The following is a 19179-nucleotide window of genomic DNA, read 5'->3' on the forward strand; positions in this document are numbered from 1 at the left end:
TCGAAATTTTTTGCTAAAATGTTATAATAGTTATAGAGAAGAAAAATTTCAAGAGGGAGTATTATGTTAGACAGGTTTAAAGAATTTATAGGCATCGATGATAATTATGATGATTACGACGATGAGCAATTGTATTATGATGACGAAGACGAAAAAGTAGAAACAAAACCAGTAGAAACTACTAATAAAACAAATTATTCTAGTCTTTTTAGTGATAAGTCTTATGAAGGAGATGATAGTACCTATAGTACAAATTCATCAAAGGATAAGGAAGTATCATATAATTTTTCTACAACATCAAGGAGAGGAGATAACATAGTCAATATGAACGATAAAACTTTTAGTCCATCAGCTGGGATGAGAATTTCTATTCAAGAACCACTTGAATATGACCAAGATGCACCTAAGGTTATTGATGATATCCTTAATAGAAAAGTTGTAGTATTAAATTTGGAAATGGTTGACACAGACCTAAGAAGAAGAATTTTCGACTTTGTTTCAGGAGCTGTATATGCCGTAGATGGAAGTGTAACTAAAGTAAATAAGGGAATCTTTATAATTAGTCCATCAGGAGTTGAAGTTAGTCAAGATATTAGGGAACAAGTTGAGGATGGAAATTACAATCAATTATAGACCTTATTTTGCTTAATCTGCTGTATCCTATGGTGCAGCAGATATATTTTTTTAGGAAAGTTAATGGCTTTAGAATATAATTTAGACTTTATAAGTGATAAGAGTAAAAAATCGAATATAAAAAAGGCCATCTCATCTCTAGAAAAGGCCTACTATACGTCTAGGGAAACTTCTAGCTTTTTCTTGGATCCCTTCGAAAGATCTGTTATAGGGGACATAGCTAGGAAAAATAATATAGATCTAGTTTTTCTTGGAGGAAATGAAAGAGCTGAGAGGCAAATTTTTGTGGCTAAGCCCTACTATGAGCCACTTAATAGTGAAGACTATATAAGGGTACTTGAATTTGAAAGCCTAGATATAAAACACCCTGATGTCCTTGGAGCCTTGATCCACCTTGGCTTTGATAGGGAAAGGATAGGGGATATAGAGGTCAGTGATGGCAGATGCGAGTTTGTGGTTCTAAAGGAAGATGGTCCTTTTATCAAATACAACCTAAGTAAGATAAAAAATGAAGGGGTTTCTATAGACTTTAAGCCTTCTAACGAACTAAAGGTAGTCGAACCAGCCTATATAGAAAAATCAGGTTTTGTATCATCACTTAGACTAGATAATATAGTCTCTCTTTTAATGAGTACCTCTAGGTCTAAGGTCAAGGAAATTATTAACAAATCCCAAGTCAAGGTAAACTACCAAACCATAACCGATGTAGCCTACAAGGTTGAAGAAAATTCTATGATTTCGATTAGAGGAGTTGGGAGATTTATCTTTGATGGGGTGACTGGCAGAAGCAAGAAGGATAATTACCATATAGAGTATAGGAAGTTAGTATGATATATGCACTTTTAATTATAATAGGAATAGTTTTAGATAGACTTAGCAAAAATTACGCAGTGAATAATTTTATAAATAACCCCATAGATGGGCCGATAATCAATCTGACCTATGTAGAAAATAGGGGAGCGGCCTTCGGGATATTACAAGATAAGAGGGCGTTTTTTATACTTTTAACCCTAGCAATAGTAGGATTTTTGCTATATTATTTCATCAAAAACCTAAAGACCAATCCCAAAATTTTAAATTACGCCTTTGCTCTAATAATTTCTGGAGCCTTGGGAAATTTTTATGACAGGTTATTTCAAGGTTATGTAGTCGACTTTATAGAGTTTGCCTTTATAAATTTCCCAGTCTTTAATATAGCCGATATTTTGGTGTCAACTGGATGTTTTTTGATTATAATTTATGTGGTATTTGAAAATAAAGAGGAAGAAAAATGAGCGTTCACATTGGAAATGATTGGGATGAGCTTTTAAAGGATGAATGGGAGAAGCCTTACTATAAGACTTTGAGGCAGTTTTTGATAAGAGAATATAAAACTCAAAAGATTTATCCTGATATGTATGATATCTTTAATGCTCTAGTTTATGTTCCTTATAAGGATGTAAGGGTAGTAATCTTGGGACAAGATCCATATCATGGCAGGGGTCAGGCCCATGGTTTTGCCTTTTCTGTCCAAAAGGGAGTCCCTACTCCACCTTCCCTACAAAATATTTACAAGGAACTTCATGATGACCTAGGTCTATACATTCCAGATAATGGCAACCTGATTAAGTGGGCAGAACAGGGAGTCTTGCTCTTGAATACAGTCCTTACTGTAAGGGAAGGAAATGCTAATTCCCACAAGGGTATGGGCTGGGAAAATCTAACTGATAGGATAATAGAGCTTCTAAATAAGAGAGAAAAACCTATAGTCTTTATCCTCTGGGGAGCCAATGCAAGATCCAAGGAGAAGCTAATTACTAATAAGAACCATCTTATTTTAAAGTCAGTCCACCCATCACCACTATCTGCCTATAGGGGATTTTTTGGATCAAAAGTCTTTTCCAAGACTAATAAATTTTTAGAAGAAAACAATATGAGGCCTATTGACTGGCAAATCGAAAACATAAGGAATTGAGGATCACAAGTGATTCTCAATTATTTTTTTGCTTAAACTTAGGATGTTTTTGTACTTGTAAATGTGTCCCTGCCTTATAACTAGGAAGTGAGGATCTATCCTAAGGTCGGTTTGATTTTCTATGGCAAAGGTATTTATAGCTATATGGCCTCTAGTTTTGCCATCAAGGAGGCCGTAGAGGACTTGGAGATTGATGGTTATGTTTTTATTTTTTATTGAGATATCATAATTATCATTTACAAAAAATGCCTCTTCTTGCTCCTCTGAGGATTCTAGCTTGATATTAGCTATATCATTATTAATATAGACTGATTTTAGGGAAACTTGACCAAGCCTGGTCCCTATTGTTAATTCTTTTATAAAAGACTTCTCTATATCCATCAATAGCTCGGTTGCAATGATATCATTTTGGTTATGTTTAATAATTGGGAAGGGCTTATCCCTTTTGCCAAGGTCATCACTTAGCTTACTAATGGTCTTGTACCTTGATGGATCTACCCTATAAAAACCTACCAACTTCTCCATATCAGAAAGTTTGAGGGAGTCGAAGTCAAAAAATATACGGTATTTCTTGATAACTTTTAGGAGGTCTATGGTAGGTGGAAATATTGGAAGAAGTTTATGGGCGATAAGGCGGTTATTTAGAAAGGGGATATCAAAGGTATCTCCATTGTAGGTAATAATTTCCTTCTCGGCTGACTTTTCTAAGTATATTCTTAGGAGCCTTTCTTCTTCACTATCATCTTCTGCAAAGTATTGGATGGTGTAGGCCTTCTTATCTTCACGAAAAACTAGGCCCAAGACCACTAGGGTATCAACTGATGAATCAAGTCCAGTTGTTTCTATATCTAATACTATTTGATTTTCTTTAATGTTCTTACAAGCAATAATTTTTTTTATACATATCATAGGTCTACTATACTGTTTGTAATCTTTTTTAATAACAATATAATAAAAAGAGTTAAGGAGATATTATGATTTATTTAGACAACGCTGCTACAAGTAAAATGAGTAAAAAAGCCATAGAGGCTGAAGTTTATGTCTTAGAAAATTACTATGCTAATGCTTCAGCTATCCATTCCTATGGTATGGAATCAGAAAATCTTATAAAAAAATCAAGGAAAGAAATAGCAAATATAATTAATGCCAAGGAGAGTGAAATTTACTTCACTAAGGGGGCGACAGAATCTAACAATATTGTTATAGCATCCCTTGCTGGTAAGGACGGCCTTGCCCTTAGCTCTTCTATAGAGCATTCATCTGTGTATGATGCCCTTAACAATAGTGACTTCAAGAAAGTGATTTATTTGAAAAATACAAGGGATGGACAGATAGATCTAGATGATTTGAAGAAAAATCTATCCCATGAGGTCAAACTTCTATCACTAATCTATGTAAACAATGAAACTGGGTCAATTACTGATATAAAGACTATTAGTAAAATTGTAAAAGACTTTGATGAAAACATTTTGATCCACTTGGATGGAACCCAGGCCCTAGGAAAAATTCCTGTAGATGTAGAAGATCTTGGTGTTGATACAATGAGTTTTTCTGGCCACAAGTTTCACGGACCCAAGGGAGTAGGGGGCCTTTACGTCAAAAAGAAGATTCTATCAAAGATAAAACCACTTCTCTTTGGTGGCAGGCAAGAGGTGATAAGTTCTGGTACAGAAAATCATCCAGCCATCTATGCCATGGCAGTAGCCTTAAGGGACGCTGTAAATGAGGATAATTATTCCTATATAGACGGACTTAGGACTTATCTCAAAGAAAAAATAGAAGAAAGTATAAGTGATTATATGGTTATTTCTCCAGAAGAATATTATAGTCCCTATATATTAAATGTTGCCTTCAAAAATATAAAGTCTGAGGTCCTAGTTCATTTTCTAGAAGATAGGGAGATTTATGTTTCATCAGGATCAGCCTGTGCCTTGGGAGCCAAGAGCAGGATTCTATCTGCCATAGATGTACCTGTGGATTATATTGATGGGGCTATTAGATTTTCTTTTTCAAGGGATATAAGAAGGGAAGATTTAGACACGACAGTAGAAGCCCTAAGAGAGGGTATTGAAATGATAAGAGGAGTTTTTTAATGGAATGGTTACTAGCAATAAGCTTTGGAGAGATTTTCTTAAAGGGTAAGAATAGAAATACCTTTTACAAGACTGCTATTAATAATATAAAAAGAAATATAAAGGATATAGGCTATGAAGATATGTATGTAGAGTCTTCTAAACTCTATATCAAGGCAGATAGGCCCAAATTTGATAGGCTAAAAAAAGAAATCAAGAAGGTTTTTGGTATTTCCTACATAGCAGAGGTTATAAAAACGGAGAAAGACCTAGAAGTCTTATCAAAGAGTGTAATCGACCTTGTAGAGTTTTATTACGGGGACCAAGCTAAAACCTTTAAGGTTGAGTCAAAGAGAACTGACAAGTCCTTTCCTCTTATATCTCCTCAATTATCCAGCAAGATAGGTGGAGTAGTCCTAAAAAATAAGAAAAACTTGAGTGTTGATGTCCATAAGCCTGATTTTGTAATAAGCATCGATATCAAGGCCCATGCCTATGTTTATATAGTAAGGGAAGAGGGTCTAGGAGGCCTACCTATAGGTTCATCTGGTAGTGGACTCTTGCTTTTATCTGGTGGGATTGATTCACCTGTTGCAGGTTTTCTTATGGCAAAGAGAGGGATGGAGATAAACGCCCTCCACTTCCATTCTTATCCCTTTACCTCAAAGAGGGCCCACCAAAAGGCTATGGATCTTGCAAGACTTTTATCAGCCTATACTGGAGAAATGACAGTTTATTCAATAAATCTCGCAGAAATATATAAGGCCATCAGTCAAAATTGTCCTAGAAGGGATACTACGATTTTATCTAGGAGGTTTATGATGAGAATTGCAAGTAAGCTTGCAAAAGATTATGGCTACCAAAGCCTTATTACAGGTGAGAGCCTAGGGCAAGTGGCAAGCCAAACAATAGAGTCAGTTTCTGTAATAAATGAAGCGACAGATTTACCTATCCTTAGACCCCTTATAGCCATGGACAAGAAGGATATAATAGATATCTCTGTAAATATAGATACCTATGAGAAGGCAATTGAACCTTATGATGATTGCTGCTCTATCTTTGCCCCAGCAAATCCAGTAACAAAACCTAAGCTTGAATTTATAAAGAAATCTGAAGAAAACTTAGATATAGAAAAATTAGAAGAAGATGCTATAAAATCAATGGAAATTATAAAAATATCTTGACAAGGATGGTAAAGTACAGTAATATAAATAAGTAAACCGCTCAGTTTCGGGTTCTGATCCCCAAATCTGGCGAGAATTTTAAGTAATAGGAGGTTTCCATGTACGCAATTATAAAGACAGGTGGAAAACAATACAAAGTATCAGAAGGTGACTTAGTTAGAGTTGAAAAACTTAACAACGAAGTTGGTGAAACCGTAGAATTTGATCAAGTTCTTTTAGTAGCAGGAGATGAAGTAAAAGTTGGAGCTCCATACGTAGAAAACGCAAAAGTTACTGCGACAGTTGAAGATCAAAACAAAGAAAAGAAAATAGTTGTATTTAAGTATAAACCAAAGAAAAAATACAGAAAAAAACACGGTCACAGACAACCTTATACTTTAGTAAAAATTGATAGCATATCTCTTTAATGATTAATGTTGAAGTATTAATTAAAGACGATAGAAGAGTAGGTTATGAAATAAGAGGCCATGCAGACTTTGCTGAACATGGCAGCGATATAGTTTGCTCTGCTGTTACAATACTTGCTTATTCATGTGTAAATACCTTGGACCAATATGCTGATAAGGTAGAATTTATCGACGATGGTGATATATTGTATTTGAGAACAGATGAAGATAGCAAGGAAATAGCAACAGTATTTGCTTATTTTGAAACAGGAGTCCAAACTTTATTATCGAATTATGGTGATTACGTAAAATTAAATTATAAGGAGACTTGAATATGATAAGAAATATTGATTTACAAAGATTGTCAAGTAAAAAGGGAGTATCTTCATCAAAGAACGGTAGAGATTCAAATCCTAAAATGCTTGGTGTTAAGAGAAGCGATGGACAATTTGTTAATGCTGGAACAATCATAGTAAGACAAAGAGGAACCAAGATTCATCCAGGCAACAATGTTAAAAAGGGTGCTGATGATACTCTATATGCTGTATGCGAAGGCGTTGTTAAATTTGAAAGAAGAGGAAGAGACAGAAAGCAAGTTTCTGTTTACGCTCAAGAAGAAATAGCTTAAATTAGGGCTTGCCTGTTGGCAAGCTTTTTTATATGAGAGGAAAATCCTATGATAGATTACGCAAAAGTATACCTCAAGGCAGGAGATGGTGGAAACGGAGCTGTTGCTTGGAGAAGAGAAAAGTATGAGCCAAACGGTGGCCCTGCCGGTGGCGATGGTGGTAATGGTGGCTCTATTGTCCTTAGGGCTACTAGAAACCTATCAACCCTAGATGAATTTAGATATAAGACAAAGTACCTGGCTCCTAATGGAGAAGCTGGTGGCAAGAGCAAAAAATTTGGCAAAAAAGGCGAAGATCTTTATATTAATGTCCCAATGGGTACAGTTATAAGAGAAGCAGAATCTAATGTAATTGTTAAAGATATGAGTGTCGATGGAGAAGAATTTGTAATTGCCAAGGGAGGCAAGGGGGGCAGGGGTAATGTCCACTTCAAAAGCTCCATTAGACAAGCTCCTAGGTTTGCAGAAATAGGCAAAAAGGGCCAAGAGATAGAAGTAATACTAGAACTTAAAATCCTTGCTGACGTGGGCCTTGTCGGTCTACCTAATGTAGGTAAGTCTACCCTAATCTCAGTAATATCAAAGGCCAAGCCCAAAATTGCCAACTACCACTTCACAACCCTTGATCCAAATCTCGGAGTTGTAAATATAGATAGGGAAAGAAGCTTTATAGTGGCTGATATTCCTGGTCTTATAGAGGGGGCTAGCGATGGAAATGGCTTGGGCCATGATTTCTTAAAGCACATAGAAAGGTGTAGGGTCCTAGTACACTTGGTAGATATATCTGGCATAGAGGGTAGAGATCCTATAGAAGACTTTAAGTTAATAAACAAGGAACTAAGCCTATATGATGATAGACTAGGGGATAAGCCAATGATAGTGGCCCTCAATAAGTCTGACTTAGATTATAATAACAATGCTGATAAGTTTATAGAAGAATTTGGTGAAAAATATAAGATATTTACCATATCAGCTGCTACAACTAAGGGTATAAAAGAATTAATAGATGGTGTTTATGACTTGTTAAGTCAAAGTAAGGCCAAGGAATTTGACCTAATGGAAGAAGTTGACGAAGACTTCCTAGATAGCTTCTACAATAAGAAAATCGACTATGACCTAAACTTTGGCAAGGATGGAGATATCTACCTTGTTTATGGTAAGAGGGTTGACAACCTCTTAGAGAAGGTCGACTACAAGGAATATGACGGAGCCATGCACTTTGAGAAAAAACTTAGGGAAATGGGAGTTTTTGATAAGTTAAAGGAAATGGGTATCGAAGAAGGTGACAGCGTAGCCTTTGGAGATATTGTATTTGAATATTACGAATAGGGGAATTTATGTTAACAGGTAAACAAAGAGCAGCTCTCAAGCAAGAGGCACATGATTTTAAGCCTGTAATAAATATAGGCAAAAATTCTATAACTGATGAGTTAATTGAGGCTATAGATGAAGCCTTGGAAGCAAGAGAGCTAATTAAGATCAAAATTTTATCTAATAATTTAGATGACCAAGAAGAGATAGTAAATGATGTTATCGAAAGACTCGATGCAGAATTTATATCCCACCTGGGTTCAATTTTTACAATTTATAGAAAAAACGAAGAAAATAAGTACGGATTATAATGAGGATAGGACTTTTTGGAGGAACTTTTGACCCCATTCACATTGGCCATCTTATAGTTGTGGAAAATTGTATTAACTATATGAATTTGGATAGGGTTATAATTTTGCCAAGCTCAGATCCTCCCCACAAGAGAGATAGGAAAAAGACTGCTACAAGTATTAGAGTTGAGATGGTGAGCGAAGCCATAAAGGATAATGACAAGCTAGTCCTATCAACCTATGAATCCACAGACCATATAGTTCACTACACTGACGATACTATAAAATATTTTAGGGAAAATTTTCCAGATGATGATATTTTTTATATCATGGGAGAAGATTCTTTCTTAACCATAGATACCTGGAAAAACTACGAGGATATCTTGGATACCAATATTATTGTCTTTACCAGGTCTAATATAGACGAAGATAGCGAACTGGTTAGGAAGGTTCACGATATAAGGAAGGATAATCCAAATATTTTTTTAATAAACAACCTAAATATAAATATCTCATCAACCCTTATTAGGGGCTTGGTTAAGGATGACAAAAGCATCAAATACTTAGTAAGGGATGGAGTAAAATATATAATAGAAAATAGGGGGTTGTATGTTTGATATAGACTTATATAAGGATAAGCTATTGGAGGACATAGGCAAAAAACGTTACAAGCATAGTCTAAGAGTGGTAGATGCAGCTATTAAGCTAAGTGAAGATCTTGATATAGAAGTTGACAAGGTAAAGGCGGCGGCCGTTTTGCATGATTGTGCCAAGTACAATGAAGAGAAATATATAAGAGAGCTTGACCTAAAGATAGATGAAAAAATCGATCCAACAAGTCCTGTTATCCATGCATTTGTAGGGGCAGAAGTTGCCCAAAAAGTGTATAATATTAAAGATAATGATATCCTAGATGCTATAAGGTACCACACGACTGGTAGGGCCAATATGAGCCTCTATGAGAAGATAGTATTCTTGGCAGATGCCATCGAAGAAAAAAGGGACTATCCAGGAGTAGAGGATATAAGGAAAAAGGCTTTTGAGGATATCGATCAGGGACTTTTAGAGTGCCTAGATCATAATATAAAGTTTTTAATAGATAAGAAGTCTTATATCGAAAGTCTTACTTTTGAGGCTAGAAATTATCTAATAAAGGAGAAAAATGGAAAAAGTTGAAAGAATTTTAAAGACCTTAGACGATAAACTTGCTATAGATATAAAAACTATAGAGCTAGATAATTCGTCAGTAGCTGATGCTTTCATTATAGCAAGTGGTGGATCAATTAACCAAACCCGCGCCTTGGCAGATTATGTCGAAGAAGACCTAGAAAAGGAAGGATATAAGGTATTTTCTAAGGAGGGTCTTAGGGAGGGTGAATGGATTCTCCTTGATGTAGGAGATGTAATTGTTCACATATTTACACAAAAACAACGTGAATTTTACGACTTAGATAATTTATGGGAGAGATAGTTCCCTAAATTGTAGGAGCTTACAATGTCAGAGGATAAAAGAGATAAGATAATTTATTTTTTGGTAGTTGTAATAGTTGCCCTGGGTGCTAGGAGTTTCTTTAAGGGAGACTTTTCTAGTGCCTTTAAAAGGGACGAAGATTTAAAAATAATAGCAGAAGATAGTATTTCTGAAGAAAATCAAGAAGAAATTACTAAGGAAAAGGCTGATAGAAAAGTCTACATAACAGGCCAAATCACAAATCCTGGTGTCTATATCATAGGAGATGATGATAGGCTTGAGGATTTAATAAAAATGGCAGGAGGCCTAACAGAAAGAGCCAACAACAAGAACTTGAATTTAGCTATTAAATTAGAAGACCAAATGAAAATATACATACCGGATATCGATGAAGATATTATAGAAGAAGACCTAAATTTGAGCGAAAGTACAAGTGCTGGTGGACTTGTCAATATAAACACTGCCAGCAAGGAAGAGCTTATGGAGCTTCCCAATGTTGGAGAAAAAAGAGCAGAAGCCATTATAAACTATAGAGAAGAAAATCGATTTGAAAAAATCGAAGACATAAAAAAAGTTACTGGAATAGGCGATAAATTTTTCGAGGCATTGAAGGATTTAATAACAATATAGGTGATAAAATGAAATTATCAACAAGAGGAAGGTATGGATTGAGAGCCATGTGCTACCTGGCTTCCAATAAGAACAAGGGCTATATATCTGTATCCGAAATCTCCGATAAGCTAAATTTATCAGAGAACTACTTGGAACAGCTAATTAGGCTCTTAAAAAACGAGGGACTAATCAAGTCTCAAAGAGGCCCCAAGGGTGGCTATATGATTACAAAAGACCTCAAGGATATAAGTGTCGGCGAGGTTTTGAGGGCCCTTGAGGGAAATATCACGATGAGTGAATGTGTAAGTGGTAGTTATGACTGCTACAATAAGTGTGATGCATACAGTGTTTTTAATAGGATAGACCAGGTAATTAACGACGCTGTTGATTCTATTACTTTAGAAAATATTATAAATCAAGAAGTATGAGGTAAACAAATGAAACAATTAGGAATGAATGAGTTAAGAAGTAAATTTTTAAACTTTTTTGCTAAGGACAAGGGCCATACCCTACTTAAATCTTTTCCACTAATACCTGTAGATGATGATTCACTACTACTAATAAATGCTGGTATGGCACCCCTAAAGAAATATTTTACTGGTGAGAAGAAGATGAAAAATAATAGGGCGACTTCATCTCAAAAATGTGTTAGGACTGCAGATATTGAGAGAGTTGGGAAGACTGAACGCCATGGAACATTCTTTGAGATGCTGGGTAACTTTTCCTTTGGGGATTATTTTAAGGAAGAAGCCATAAGCTGGGCCTACGAATTTTTGACTTCAGAACTTGAAATTTCTAAGGACCTCCTATGGGTAACAGTTTACAAGGATGATGATGAAGCCTACAATATATGGAAGGATAAGATAGGTATAGATCCAGAAAGAATTTTGAGACAAGGCAAGGAAGATAACTTCTGGGAAATCGAAATGGGTCCATGTGGTCCTTGTTCAGAAATCTTTGTCGATAGGGGAGAAGCTAGGGCAGTAGATGAGAATGATACTAAACCTGGCAATGATGATTCAGATAGGTTTATGGAAGTGTGGAATCTAGTATTTACCCAATTTAACAAGGAAAAGGATAAAAATTACACTCCACTTGCCCATCCAAATATAGATACAGGTATGGGTCTTGAGAGGATTGCCATGGTCCTTCAAGAAAAAGACAACATCTTTGAAGTTGACGTTATGGCTGCTATCATTGATGAAATTGAAAAAGTTTCTGGCAAAAAATATAAGAAAGACAAGAAATCCGATGTATCTATCAGAGTAATAGCAGATCATACCAAGGCTATGACCTTTTTAGTAGGAGATGGAGTAATTCCATCAAATGAAAAGAGAGGCTATGTTCTTAGAAGACTTATAAGAAGAGCGTATAGGCATGGAAAATTACTAGGAATAGAAGGAGAATTCCTAAGTAAAATAGTTGATAAGGTAATAGATTCCTACAAGGTAGAATACCAAGAACTAGAAGACAATAGAGAAAAAATTAAAGAAATAATCATAGAAGAAGAAGACAGATTCCAAAAAACTATCGACCAAGGCCTACTTATGCTAGAAGAAAAGATCGAAGCTATCAAAGCTAAGGGTGAGTCTATCCTTGATGGAAAAGAAGCCTTTAGATTGTATGACACCTATGGTTTCCCACTAGACTTAACCAAGGAAATACTAGAAGAAAATAACCTAAGTGTTGATGAAGAGGCCTTCGATAAGGAAATGGAAATCCAAAAGCAAACAGCCAGGGATGCTAGGAAGAAAGAGGCAGGTTGGTCACTTGATAACCTAAATACTGAAGGCATCGCTAAGACCGACTTCCTAGGTTATGACAACCTAGTCGTAGAAGGCAAGGTTCTTAGACTCTACCAAAATAATGATCAAGTTGATTCTATAAGTGAAGATCAAGGAGAAAATGGTATAGTAATATCTGATAAGACTTCGTTTTATGCTGAGGGCGGCGGGGAAGTTGCCGATACAGGATATATCTATAATGAAAACTTTAAGGCAAGGGTAATCGACGTCCAAAAGCAAAAAGATATCTATTTCCATTATGTAGAAGTTATAGAAGGAAAACTAGCTATAAATGATGGGGCAAGCTTTGAGGTAGATAAGGATAGACGTTATGCTATCGAGAGAAACCACTCAGCTACCCACCTATTAGACCAAGCACTAAAAGATGTATTAGGAAGTCAAGTTGGACAAGCAGGATCACTGGTAGATGAAAATAAATTAAGATTTGACTTTACCCACAATAAGGCCTTGACAAGTGAAGAGTTATCTCAAATAGAGCAAATTGTTAATAGGCAAATTGCCAAGAGAGATGTAGTTACCAAGGAAATTATGGACTACAAGGACTCACAAGAAGCAGGTGCTATAGGCTTATTTGAAGATAAGTATAAGGATAAGGTTAGAGTTGTAAGCATGGGAGATTACTCAAAGGAACTTTGTGGTGGCTGCCATGTAAATAACACATCAGATATATTGATGTTTAAAATCAAATCAGAGTCTTCAGTATCAGCTGGAGTTAGAAGAATAGAAGCTATAACAGGAACTAAGGTATATGAGCTCTTGTTAGAAGATGAAAATAAGCTAGCAAGCATAGCTAGACAATTAAATACCAATCAAAACAACATCGAAAATAGGATTGATAACCTAAAAGCTGAGATAGAAAGTCAAAAACAAGAGATTAATAGACTAAAGGCTACAAGCTCCCAAGATATAGTTGGAGAATTAAAAGAAGCTATCAAAGAAATTAACGGTGTTAACGTCCTAGTCAAGAAGTTTGACAAGGCTAGTATGGATGAGCTACGTGACTATGAAAATAGGATCAAGAGCAAGGTAGATAATCTAATTATAGTCTTTGCTTCTGTGGATGATAAGATAGTATTTACAGTTTCAGTGGATGATAAGCTAACAGATAGATATGATGCAGGTAAAATCGTAAGAACCGTTGCCCAAATTACTGGAGGAAACGGTGGTGGTAGAAAGAACTTTGCTCAAGCTGGAGGAAAGGACATTTCTAAGTTAGATGAGGCTCTAGATAAAGTTTACGAAATCATTTAAGGAGTATATATATGACTGATAAGAATAACTTCAATGAGACCATGCTATTTAAAGCACAAAAAGATTCAGAAAAAGACATAAGGGAAATACTAACAACAGTATATGCTGCCCTAAAGGAAAAAGGATACAATCCAACAGGTCAAATAGTGGGATATTTATTATCAGGTGATCCAACTTATATAACTGCTCATAACGGAGCTAGAAAACTTATAAGATCAATAGATAGAGATAGGTTATTAGAAGAATTATTAGAAGAATATATTAATGAGTAGAATAATAGGACTTGATGTCGGTGATAAAACAATCGGGGTTGCTGTAAGTGACCCTATGTTTTTACTCGCCCAACCAGTAGAAACTATAAAGAGAACAAAAGTTAAAAATGATATCAATAGGCTTAAGGAATTGATAAAGGAATACAAAGCTGGCCTTCTTGTAGTGGGTCTACCTAAGAATATGAACAATACTATAGGTCCCCAATCTATGAAGGTGATGAGCTTTGTCGACATTATAAAGAAAGAAATTGATATCGAAATTGTATATGAAGATGAACGCATGACTACTATTCAATCAGAGGCTGTCCTTATGGATATGAAAGTTAGAAGAGAAAATCGCAAGAAGTATATAGACAAGATTGCGGCAGCCTTTATTCTACAAACATATTTGGATAGGAGAAAAAATGGATAAGATTATTTTACTCGACGAAGAGAATAATGAAGTTGAATTTGAACTAATAGATACATTCGGAGTAGACGAAGCAAATTATGCCGCCCTAAAGCAAGTAAATGATGAATTGATTCTAATTTGTGAAATTATTGAAGAAGATAAGGAAATTATATTTAAGGCTATAGACGATGATAAAAAATTAGATGAAATCATTAGCTTTTATGAAGAGATGAAAGAAGAAAAAGATGAATATTGATCAGGTTAAGAAGATTTTTGAACAGAACAACCAAAAATTTACCAAGCAAAGACAAATAGTATTCAAAGCCCTCCAAGACTCAGAGGCAAAACATATAACGCCTGAGGAACTTTTTTCTGAAATTCATTTAGAACACAAGCAAGTTGGTATAGCTACAGTTTATAGAACCCTTAATATTTTTGAAGAGTTAGGGATTGTCAATAAGCAAGAATTTACAGACAATGCTTACACCTATGAATTAATTGACAAAAACCATGAACACCATGATCATTTGATATGTACCAACTGTGGAAAAATCATAGAAGTTGAGTGTATAGATAGTGAAGAGATGAGATCATCCTTAAGTGAAAAGTATGATTTTGAACTTGACTATTATTCATTGAGAATTTATGGTACTTGCTCCGATTGTAGGAATAACAAGGAGTAAAAATGAAAGATGATAAAAAGTTAAGAGTCATCCCACTAGGGGGATTACAAGAAGTAGGTAAGAACTCAACTATAGTTGAGTATGGAAATGATATGATAATGATAGACTGTGGTCTAACCTTCCCTGATGCTGATATGCTGGGAGTAGACACAGTTATTCCTGATTTTACCTATGTTGAAGAAAACAAGGATAAGCTTAGGGGGATATTTGTAACCCATGCCCATGAAGACCATATTGGTGCTATACCATATTTTCTAAAAGAAATAGATACCAATGTTTATTGTTCTAAACTAACTAAGGGACTTTTGGAAAATAAATTTAAGGAACATGGCTTAAACCCTAACAAGATAAAGATGGTTAATGTAAACAATACTGTTAAGGCAGGTTGTTTTACTGTTGAATTTATTAGAGCCAGCCACTCAATTCCAGATGCTTGCATTATAGCAGTCAAAACACCAATCGGAAGAATAATCTTCACTGGTGACTTCAAGATGGACTTTACACCAATAGATAATGATCCAACTGATATCCAAAGACTAGCTGAACTTGGTAAAAAGGGAGTACTTGCCCTATTTGCAGATTCAACTAATGTAGAAAGAGAAGGATATAGCATAAGTGAGAGGGAAGTTGGAGAGACCTTTATCCAACTTTTTGGTAGGGCAAGATCTAGGATAATTGTTGCAACCTTTGCATCAAACCTCCACAGGGTCCAACAAGTTATATATGCAGCAGAGAGATACAACAAGAAGGTTGCTCTTTCTGGAAGGTCTATGCTCAATAATGTAAGGATAGCCAAGGAATTAGGTTATCTAAAGCTAAAACCAAACACCATTATTGATATGAAGAGCCTAAAGAACTACGCTGACGATGAAATAGTTGTTCTATCCACAGGTACTCAAGGAGAACCCCTATCAGCCCTAACTAGGATGGCAGCAGGAGAACACAAGCAAATCCACCTAAATGAAACTGATACTGTTATCCTATCATCATCAGTAATTCCAGGCAACGAAATGGCAATCAACAATACAATCAATAATCTTACCAAGATAGGATGTAATATAATTTATTCATCCCTCGCCAAGGTCCATGCTTCAGGCCATGCCTGCCAAGAAGAAATCAAGCTTATGTACCAACTAGTTACACCAAAGTTCCTAGTGCCAGTCCATGGTGAGATTAGACAACTCCAAAAACATTCTGATATAGCAGTATCTATGGGCCACCCTAAGGATAGGATCTATATTGGATCAAATGGAGATGTATTTGAATTTACCAAGAAGTCTGCTAGGATCCATGGCAAGGTCCAAGCTGGTAATATCTTAATAGATGGATCAGGTATAGGAGATGTAGGTAATATTGTTCTTAAAGACCGTAAGCACCTATCAGAAGATGGCTTGGTTGTAGTATCCTTGACTATAGACAAGCACACCCAAAGACTCCTTGCAGGACCAGAGATAGTATCAAGAGGTTTTGTATATGTTAAAGAAAACCAAGACATTATCGAAAACTCAAAAGATGTAGTATTAAGGTCTATCAAGAAGTGTCAAGATAAGGAAATTAGGGCTATTAGCCAAATAAAATATAAGATAAGAGAAGATTTAAAATCCTATATCTATAACGAGCTAGGTCGTGATCCTATGATCCTACCTGTAATTTCAGAGATTGTAAATGACTGAAGATAAAATTAATTACCCTCATACCACATCATTTATAGAAGACTTAATAGATGACTTGGACTTTGTAGAGCTTAGAAAATACGCAAGGGATAACAAAGTCCCTATAATGAGAGAAGAAACTAAGTCTTTTCTCGTAAGTCTCTTAAGTATTATAAGACCAAAGAAGATTTTAGAAATTGGAACTGCCATAGGTTATAGCTCCCTAGTATTCGAAAAATACACAGGAGCTGATATAATTACTATAGAACTTGATAAAAATATGGCAGATCTTGCAAGATCTAATTTTGAAAAATATAATAAAAAAGTCACATTAATAAATGATGATGCAGAAAGAGCCTTGTCTAAGTTAGATCAAGGCTTTGATTTTATTTTTATAGATGCAAATAAGGCTTCCTACAAAAAATATTTTGACGAGGCTCATAAGCTCCTTAATAATAAAGGAGTCATAGTGTGTGATAATATTTTATTTAGGGGAGAAGTCTGTAATGATGATCTTATTGAGCGAAGAAAGATTACCATAGTCAAAAGATTGAGGAAATTTTTAGCTTATATTACTGCAAGGGAAGATTATTACACATCAATTCTACCCATAGGCGATGGTATAAGTTTAAGTGTAAGGAGAGAAAATGACTAAACAAGTTGAATTATTAGCTCCGGCAGGAGATATGGAGAGGCTAAAGGCCGCTATAAAATACGGTGCCAATGCTGTGTTTTTGGCAGGAGATAGCTTCGGTCTTAGGGCTAATGCCAAAAATTTCTCAAAAGATGACCTAAGAGAGGCAGTTGCCTACTCCCATGAGAGAGATATAAGGGTCCATGTAACCATGAATGTCTTACCCCATGATGAGGATATGGTCGGCATAGTAGATTACCTAAAATTTCTTGATGAAATCAAGGTAGATGCCCTAATTATATCAGATCCTGGAATTTTTGCCCTAGCCAAGGAAAACACCAATATAGACCTCCATATATCAACCCAGGCCTCTGTTACAAATAGTCAAACAGTTAAATTTTGGCATGATATGGGAGCCAAGAGAATAATCCTAGCTAGAGAGCTATCATTTGAAGAAATCAAAAAAATAAAGGCCAATACCCCTGAAGATATGGAAATAGAATGCTTTATCCATGGAGCCATGTGCATATCCTACTCAGGTAGGTGCCTCCTATCTAACTACATGACAGGAAGGGATGCAAATAGGGGAGACTGCGCCCAAGCTTGCAGATGGAAATACACCATTCAAGAAGAAAATAGGCCTGGAGAATACTACCCTATAGGCGAAGACGAAAATGGTGGAACCTTCATCATGAACTCCAAGGACCTCTGCCTAATTGATGAAATAGATAAGCTAATTGAGGCAGGAATTGACTCCTTTAAGATAGAAGGAAGGATGAAGACAGCCTTCTATGTAGCGACAGTAATTAGGTCATATAGGCAAGCCATAGATGCCTATTATAAAGGTGAATACAATGAAGAAGTAGCTCAAAAATACCTAAAAGAAATCCAAAAAGCCAGCCACAGGCACTTTACCAAGGCCTTCTTCTACAACAAGCCAGACGAAACATCCCAAAACTATGGATCTTCATCCTATATCAGGACCTATGACTTCATAGGAGTAGTCAAATCCTATGATGAAGAAAGCAAAATAGCTGAAATTGAACAGAGAAATAGGTTTTTCTTAGGAGATGAAATAGAAATCTTCTCCAATTCTCCAGATTTCTACCAAGTAAAAATAGACAATATGAAAAACAAAAAGGGTGAAGATATAGAAGTAGCCAATGTACCAAAGGAAAGAATCTTCATAAAAATCGACCTCCCATTAAGGGAAGGAGATATGGTAAGAAAGAAAATTGAAGAATAAAGTACTAAAAGAAACAAGACCTTCTGATTATAAGTAGTTATAATCGGGAGGACTTGTTTATTCTATGATTTTTATAGGTATATCTTTTATAGGATTTGAATAAATTCTATAAACTTAGGGTTTATATAGAGAGTGTTAAAGTTCTTATAAAAGTTAATTTTATAAAAAATAGACTTACTATTTCAGTTCTATCCAATTGCTCAAATATAAATTTCTTTTTGGGGAAGAGGACGACTTGGTATTTGCATTACAATACTAATCTTTAAAAACAACCTAGATAAAATAATTCAATATCTTTCTTAGAATTCATGGGAGTAACATACTTTGTGATATAAAAATTGATAAGCAATGTTTACTATAAATATTTATTTGGAAAGATTAAAAATAAACAAAAAAGACGGAGCTTTACTCCGTCAATTGGTATTTTCGAATTACTCGTCTTCAGATGGATTTTCTGAGAATTCAGATCTTGTTCTGCGTGATTCAACACCAACGTTTGAGTTTTCGTCAGCTTCGTCAGTGATTGATCTTAGATTTTCTTGGTCAGAGCTTAGTTTTTTGTCTAATGTTTCTCCACCAGAATTGTCTGCTTTAGATCTTAATTCTTTATCTAATTCCTTATCTCCTCTATATTGGTTTTCATTGCTAATTTTGTTATCTGACATAATAATCTCCTTTTCCTATTATTTATACTTCTATTGTAA

At 35.3% G+C, this 19179-nt stretch carries 26 protein-coding genes; 24 read left to right on the forward strand and 2 right to left on the reverse strand.

From position 1 onward, the window contains the following. The first annotated feature begins 63 nt into the window (after positions 1–63). The 4 genes from MUN42_RS03565 to MUN42_RS03580 all read left to right on the forward strand — a co-directional run bounded on the left by MUN42_RS03565 (position 64) and on the right by MUN42_RS03580 (position 2587). Complete coding sequence (locus MUN42_RS03565) at positions 64–633, forward strand: cell division protein SepF (protein WP_243343001.1); 570 nt, start codon at positions 64–66, stop codon at positions 631–633. A gap of 63 nt (positions 634–696) precedes the next feature. Further along, positions 697–1464 (forward strand): YlmH/Sll1252 family protein, encoded by a 768-nt coding sequence (locus tag MUN42_RS03570; protein ID WP_243343002.1) that lies wholly within the window; start codon positions 697–699, stop codon positions 1462–1464. Continuing rightward, positions 1461–1907 carry a signal peptidase II gene (gene lspA, locus MUN42_RS03575; protein WP_243343003.1) on the forward strand — a complete coding sequence of 149 codons (447 nt, stop codon included), beginning with the start codon at positions 1461–1463 and terminating at the stop codon, positions 1905–1907. Before MUN42_RS03570 ends, lspA begins: the two co-directional genes overlap by 4 nt. Then, the gene (locus tag MUN42_RS03580; protein ID WP_243343004.1) at positions 1904–2587 is read left to right on the forward strand and encodes a uracil-DNA glycosylase; all 684 of its coding nucleotides are present in this window, start codon (positions 1904–1906) and stop codon (positions 2585–2587) included. The genes lspA and MUN42_RS03580 overlap by 4 nt, the downstream gene beginning before the upstream one ends. Before the next feature lie 3 nt (positions 2588–2590). Here MUN42_RS03580 and MUN42_RS03585 read toward each other — a convergent pair whose 3' ends face one another. Then, complete coding sequence (locus MUN42_RS03585) at positions 2591–3496, reverse strand: ribonuclease H-like domain-containing protein (RefSeq protein ID WP_243343005.1); 906 nt, start codon at positions 3494–3496, stop codon at positions 2591–2593. 65 nt (positions 3497–3561) lie between these two features. Here MUN42_RS03585 and MUN42_RS03590 point away from each other — a divergent pair, with 65 nt between their 5' ends. From MUN42_RS03590 to MUN42_RS03685, 20 genes are all read left to right on the forward strand, one after another. Beyond that, entirely contained in the window at positions 3562–4680 is a 1119-nt protein-coding gene (locus tag MUN42_RS03590) for a cysteine desulfurase family protein (RefSeq protein ID WP_243343007.1), read from the forward strand. Next, positions 4680–5843, forward strand: coding sequence for a tRNA uracil 4-sulfurtransferase ThiI (thiI, locus tag MUN42_RS03595; protein ID WP_243343008.1), 1164 nt, complete (start codon positions 4680–4682; stop codon positions 5841–5843). Before MUN42_RS03590 ends, thiI begins: the two co-directional genes overlap by 1 nt. 98 nt (positions 5844–5941) lie before the next feature. Next, positions 5942–6250 carry a 50S ribosomal protein L21 gene (gene rplU, locus MUN42_RS03600; protein ID WP_243343009.1) on the forward strand — a complete coding sequence of 103 codons (309 nt, stop codon included), beginning with the start codon at positions 5942–5944 and terminating at the stop codon, positions 6248–6250. Further along, on the forward strand, positions 6250–6561 hold the full coding sequence (locus tag MUN42_RS03605; RefSeq protein WP_243343010.1) for a ribosomal-processing cysteine protease Prp: 312 nt from the start codon (positions 6250–6252) through the stop codon (positions 6559–6561). The genes rplU and MUN42_RS03605 overlap by 1 nt, the downstream gene beginning before the upstream one ends. A gap of 2 nt (positions 6562–6563) precedes the next feature. Beyond that, positions 6564–6857 carry a 50S ribosomal protein L27 gene (gene rpmA, locus MUN42_RS03610; protein ID WP_243343011.1) on the forward strand — a complete coding sequence of 98 codons (294 nt, stop codon included), beginning with the start codon at positions 6564–6566 and terminating at the stop codon, positions 6855–6857. Positions 6858–6905: 48 nt separating this feature from the next. After that, positions 6906–8186 (forward strand): GTPase ObgE, encoded by a 1281-nt coding sequence (gene obgE, locus MUN42_RS03615; RefSeq protein WP_243343013.1) that lies wholly within the window; start codon positions 6906–6908, stop codon positions 8184–8186. Between the two features lie 8 nt (positions 8187–8194). Then, positions 8195–8479, forward strand: coding sequence for a ribosome assembly RNA-binding protein YhbY (gene yhbY, locus MUN42_RS03620; RefSeq protein WP_243343014.1), 285 nt, complete (start codon positions 8195–8197; stop codon positions 8477–8479). Beyond that, entirely contained in the window at positions 8479–9075 is a 597-nt protein-coding gene (gene nadD / locus MUN42_RS03625) for a nicotinate (nicotinamide) nucleotide adenylyltransferase (RefSeq protein ID WP_243343015.1), read from the forward strand. The genes yhbY and nadD overlap by 1 nt, the downstream gene beginning before the upstream one ends. Next, positions 9068–9634 carry a bis(5'-nucleosyl)-tetraphosphatase (symmetrical) YqeK gene (gene yqeK / locus MUN42_RS03630; protein WP_243343016.1) on the forward strand — a complete coding sequence of 189 codons (567 nt, stop codon included), beginning with the start codon at positions 9068–9070 and terminating at the stop codon, positions 9632–9634. The genes nadD and yqeK overlap by 8 nt, the downstream gene beginning before the upstream one ends. Beyond that, positions 9621–9929, forward strand: a complete 309-nt coding sequence (rsfS, locus tag MUN42_RS03635) for a ribosome silencing factor (RefSeq protein ID WP_243343017.1) — start codon at positions 9621–9623, stop codon at positions 9927–9929. Before yqeK ends, rsfS begins: the two co-directional genes overlap by 14 nt. A gap of 24 nt (positions 9930–9953) precedes the next feature. Further along, positions 9954–10559, forward strand: a complete 606-nt coding sequence (locus MUN42_RS03640; RefSeq protein ID WP_243343018.1) for a helix-hairpin-helix domain-containing protein — start codon at positions 9954–9956, stop codon at positions 10557–10559. An 8-nt stretch (positions 10560–10567) separates the two neighbouring features. After that, positions 10568–10969, forward strand: a complete 402-nt coding sequence (locus MUN42_RS03645) for an Rrf2 family transcriptional regulator (RefSeq protein WP_243343020.1) — start codon at positions 10568–10570, stop codon at positions 10967–10969. Positions 10970–10978: 9 nt separating this feature from the next. Then, on the forward strand, positions 10979–13597 hold the full coding sequence (gene alaS / locus MUN42_RS03650) for an alanine--tRNA ligase (RefSeq protein ID WP_243343021.1): 2619 nt from the start codon (positions 10979–10981) through the stop codon (positions 13595–13597). A gap of 11 nt (positions 13598–13608) precedes the next feature. Continuing rightward, entirely contained in the window at positions 13609–13869 is a 261-nt protein-coding gene (locus MUN42_RS03655; protein WP_243343022.1) for an IreB family regulatory phosphoprotein, read from the forward strand. After that, the gene (gene ruvX / locus MUN42_RS03660) at positions 13862–14281 is read left to right on the forward strand and encodes a Holliday junction resolvase RuvX (protein ID WP_243343023.1); all 420 of its coding nucleotides are present in this window, start codon (positions 13862–13864) and stop codon (positions 14279–14281) included. Before MUN42_RS03655 ends, ruvX begins: the two co-directional genes overlap by 8 nt. Next, the gene (locus tag MUN42_RS03665) at positions 14274–14516 is read left to right on the forward strand and encodes a DUF1292 domain-containing protein (protein WP_243343024.1); all 243 of its coding nucleotides are present in this window, start codon (positions 14274–14276) and stop codon (positions 14514–14516) included. Before ruvX ends, MUN42_RS03665 begins: the two co-directional genes overlap by 8 nt. After that, positions 14506–14943: a Fur family transcriptional regulator gene (locus MUN42_RS03670; RefSeq protein ID WP_243343026.1), complete on the forward strand. Its 438-nt coding sequence runs from the start codon at positions 14506–14508 to the stop codon at positions 14941–14943. The genes MUN42_RS03665 and MUN42_RS03670 overlap by 11 nt, the downstream gene beginning before the upstream one ends. A 2-nt stretch (positions 14944–14945) precedes the next feature. After that, a complete protein-coding gene (locus MUN42_RS03675) occupies positions 14946–16616 on the forward strand; it encodes a ribonuclease J (RefSeq protein ID WP_243343027.1) in 1671 nt (556 codons plus the stop codon). Then, on the forward strand, positions 16609–17250 hold the full coding sequence (locus tag MUN42_RS03680) for an O-methyltransferase (protein ID WP_243343028.1): 642 nt from the start codon (positions 16609–16611) through the stop codon (positions 17248–17250). Before MUN42_RS03675 ends, MUN42_RS03680 begins: the two co-directional genes overlap by 8 nt. Continuing rightward, positions 17243–18475: a U32 family peptidase gene (locus MUN42_RS03685; RefSeq protein WP_243343029.1), complete on the forward strand. Its 1233-nt coding sequence runs from the start codon at positions 17243–17245 to the stop codon at positions 18473–18475. The genes MUN42_RS03680 and MUN42_RS03685 overlap by 8 nt, the downstream gene beginning before the upstream one ends. 431 nt (positions 18476–18906) lie before the next feature. Here the strand turns inward: MUN42_RS03685 and MUN42_RS03690 are convergent, their stop codons facing one another. Further along, positions 18907–19140, reverse strand: a complete 234-nt coding sequence (locus tag MUN42_RS03690; RefSeq protein ID WP_243343030.1) for an elastin-binding protein EbpS — start codon at positions 19138–19140, stop codon at positions 18907–18909. Positions 19141–19179: the final 39 nt, after the last annotated feature.

Source organism: Anaerococcus sp. AGMB09787 (assembly GCF_022808955.1).
Lineage (GTDB): Bacteria > Bacillota > Clostridia > Tissierellales > Peptoniphilaceae > Anaerococcus.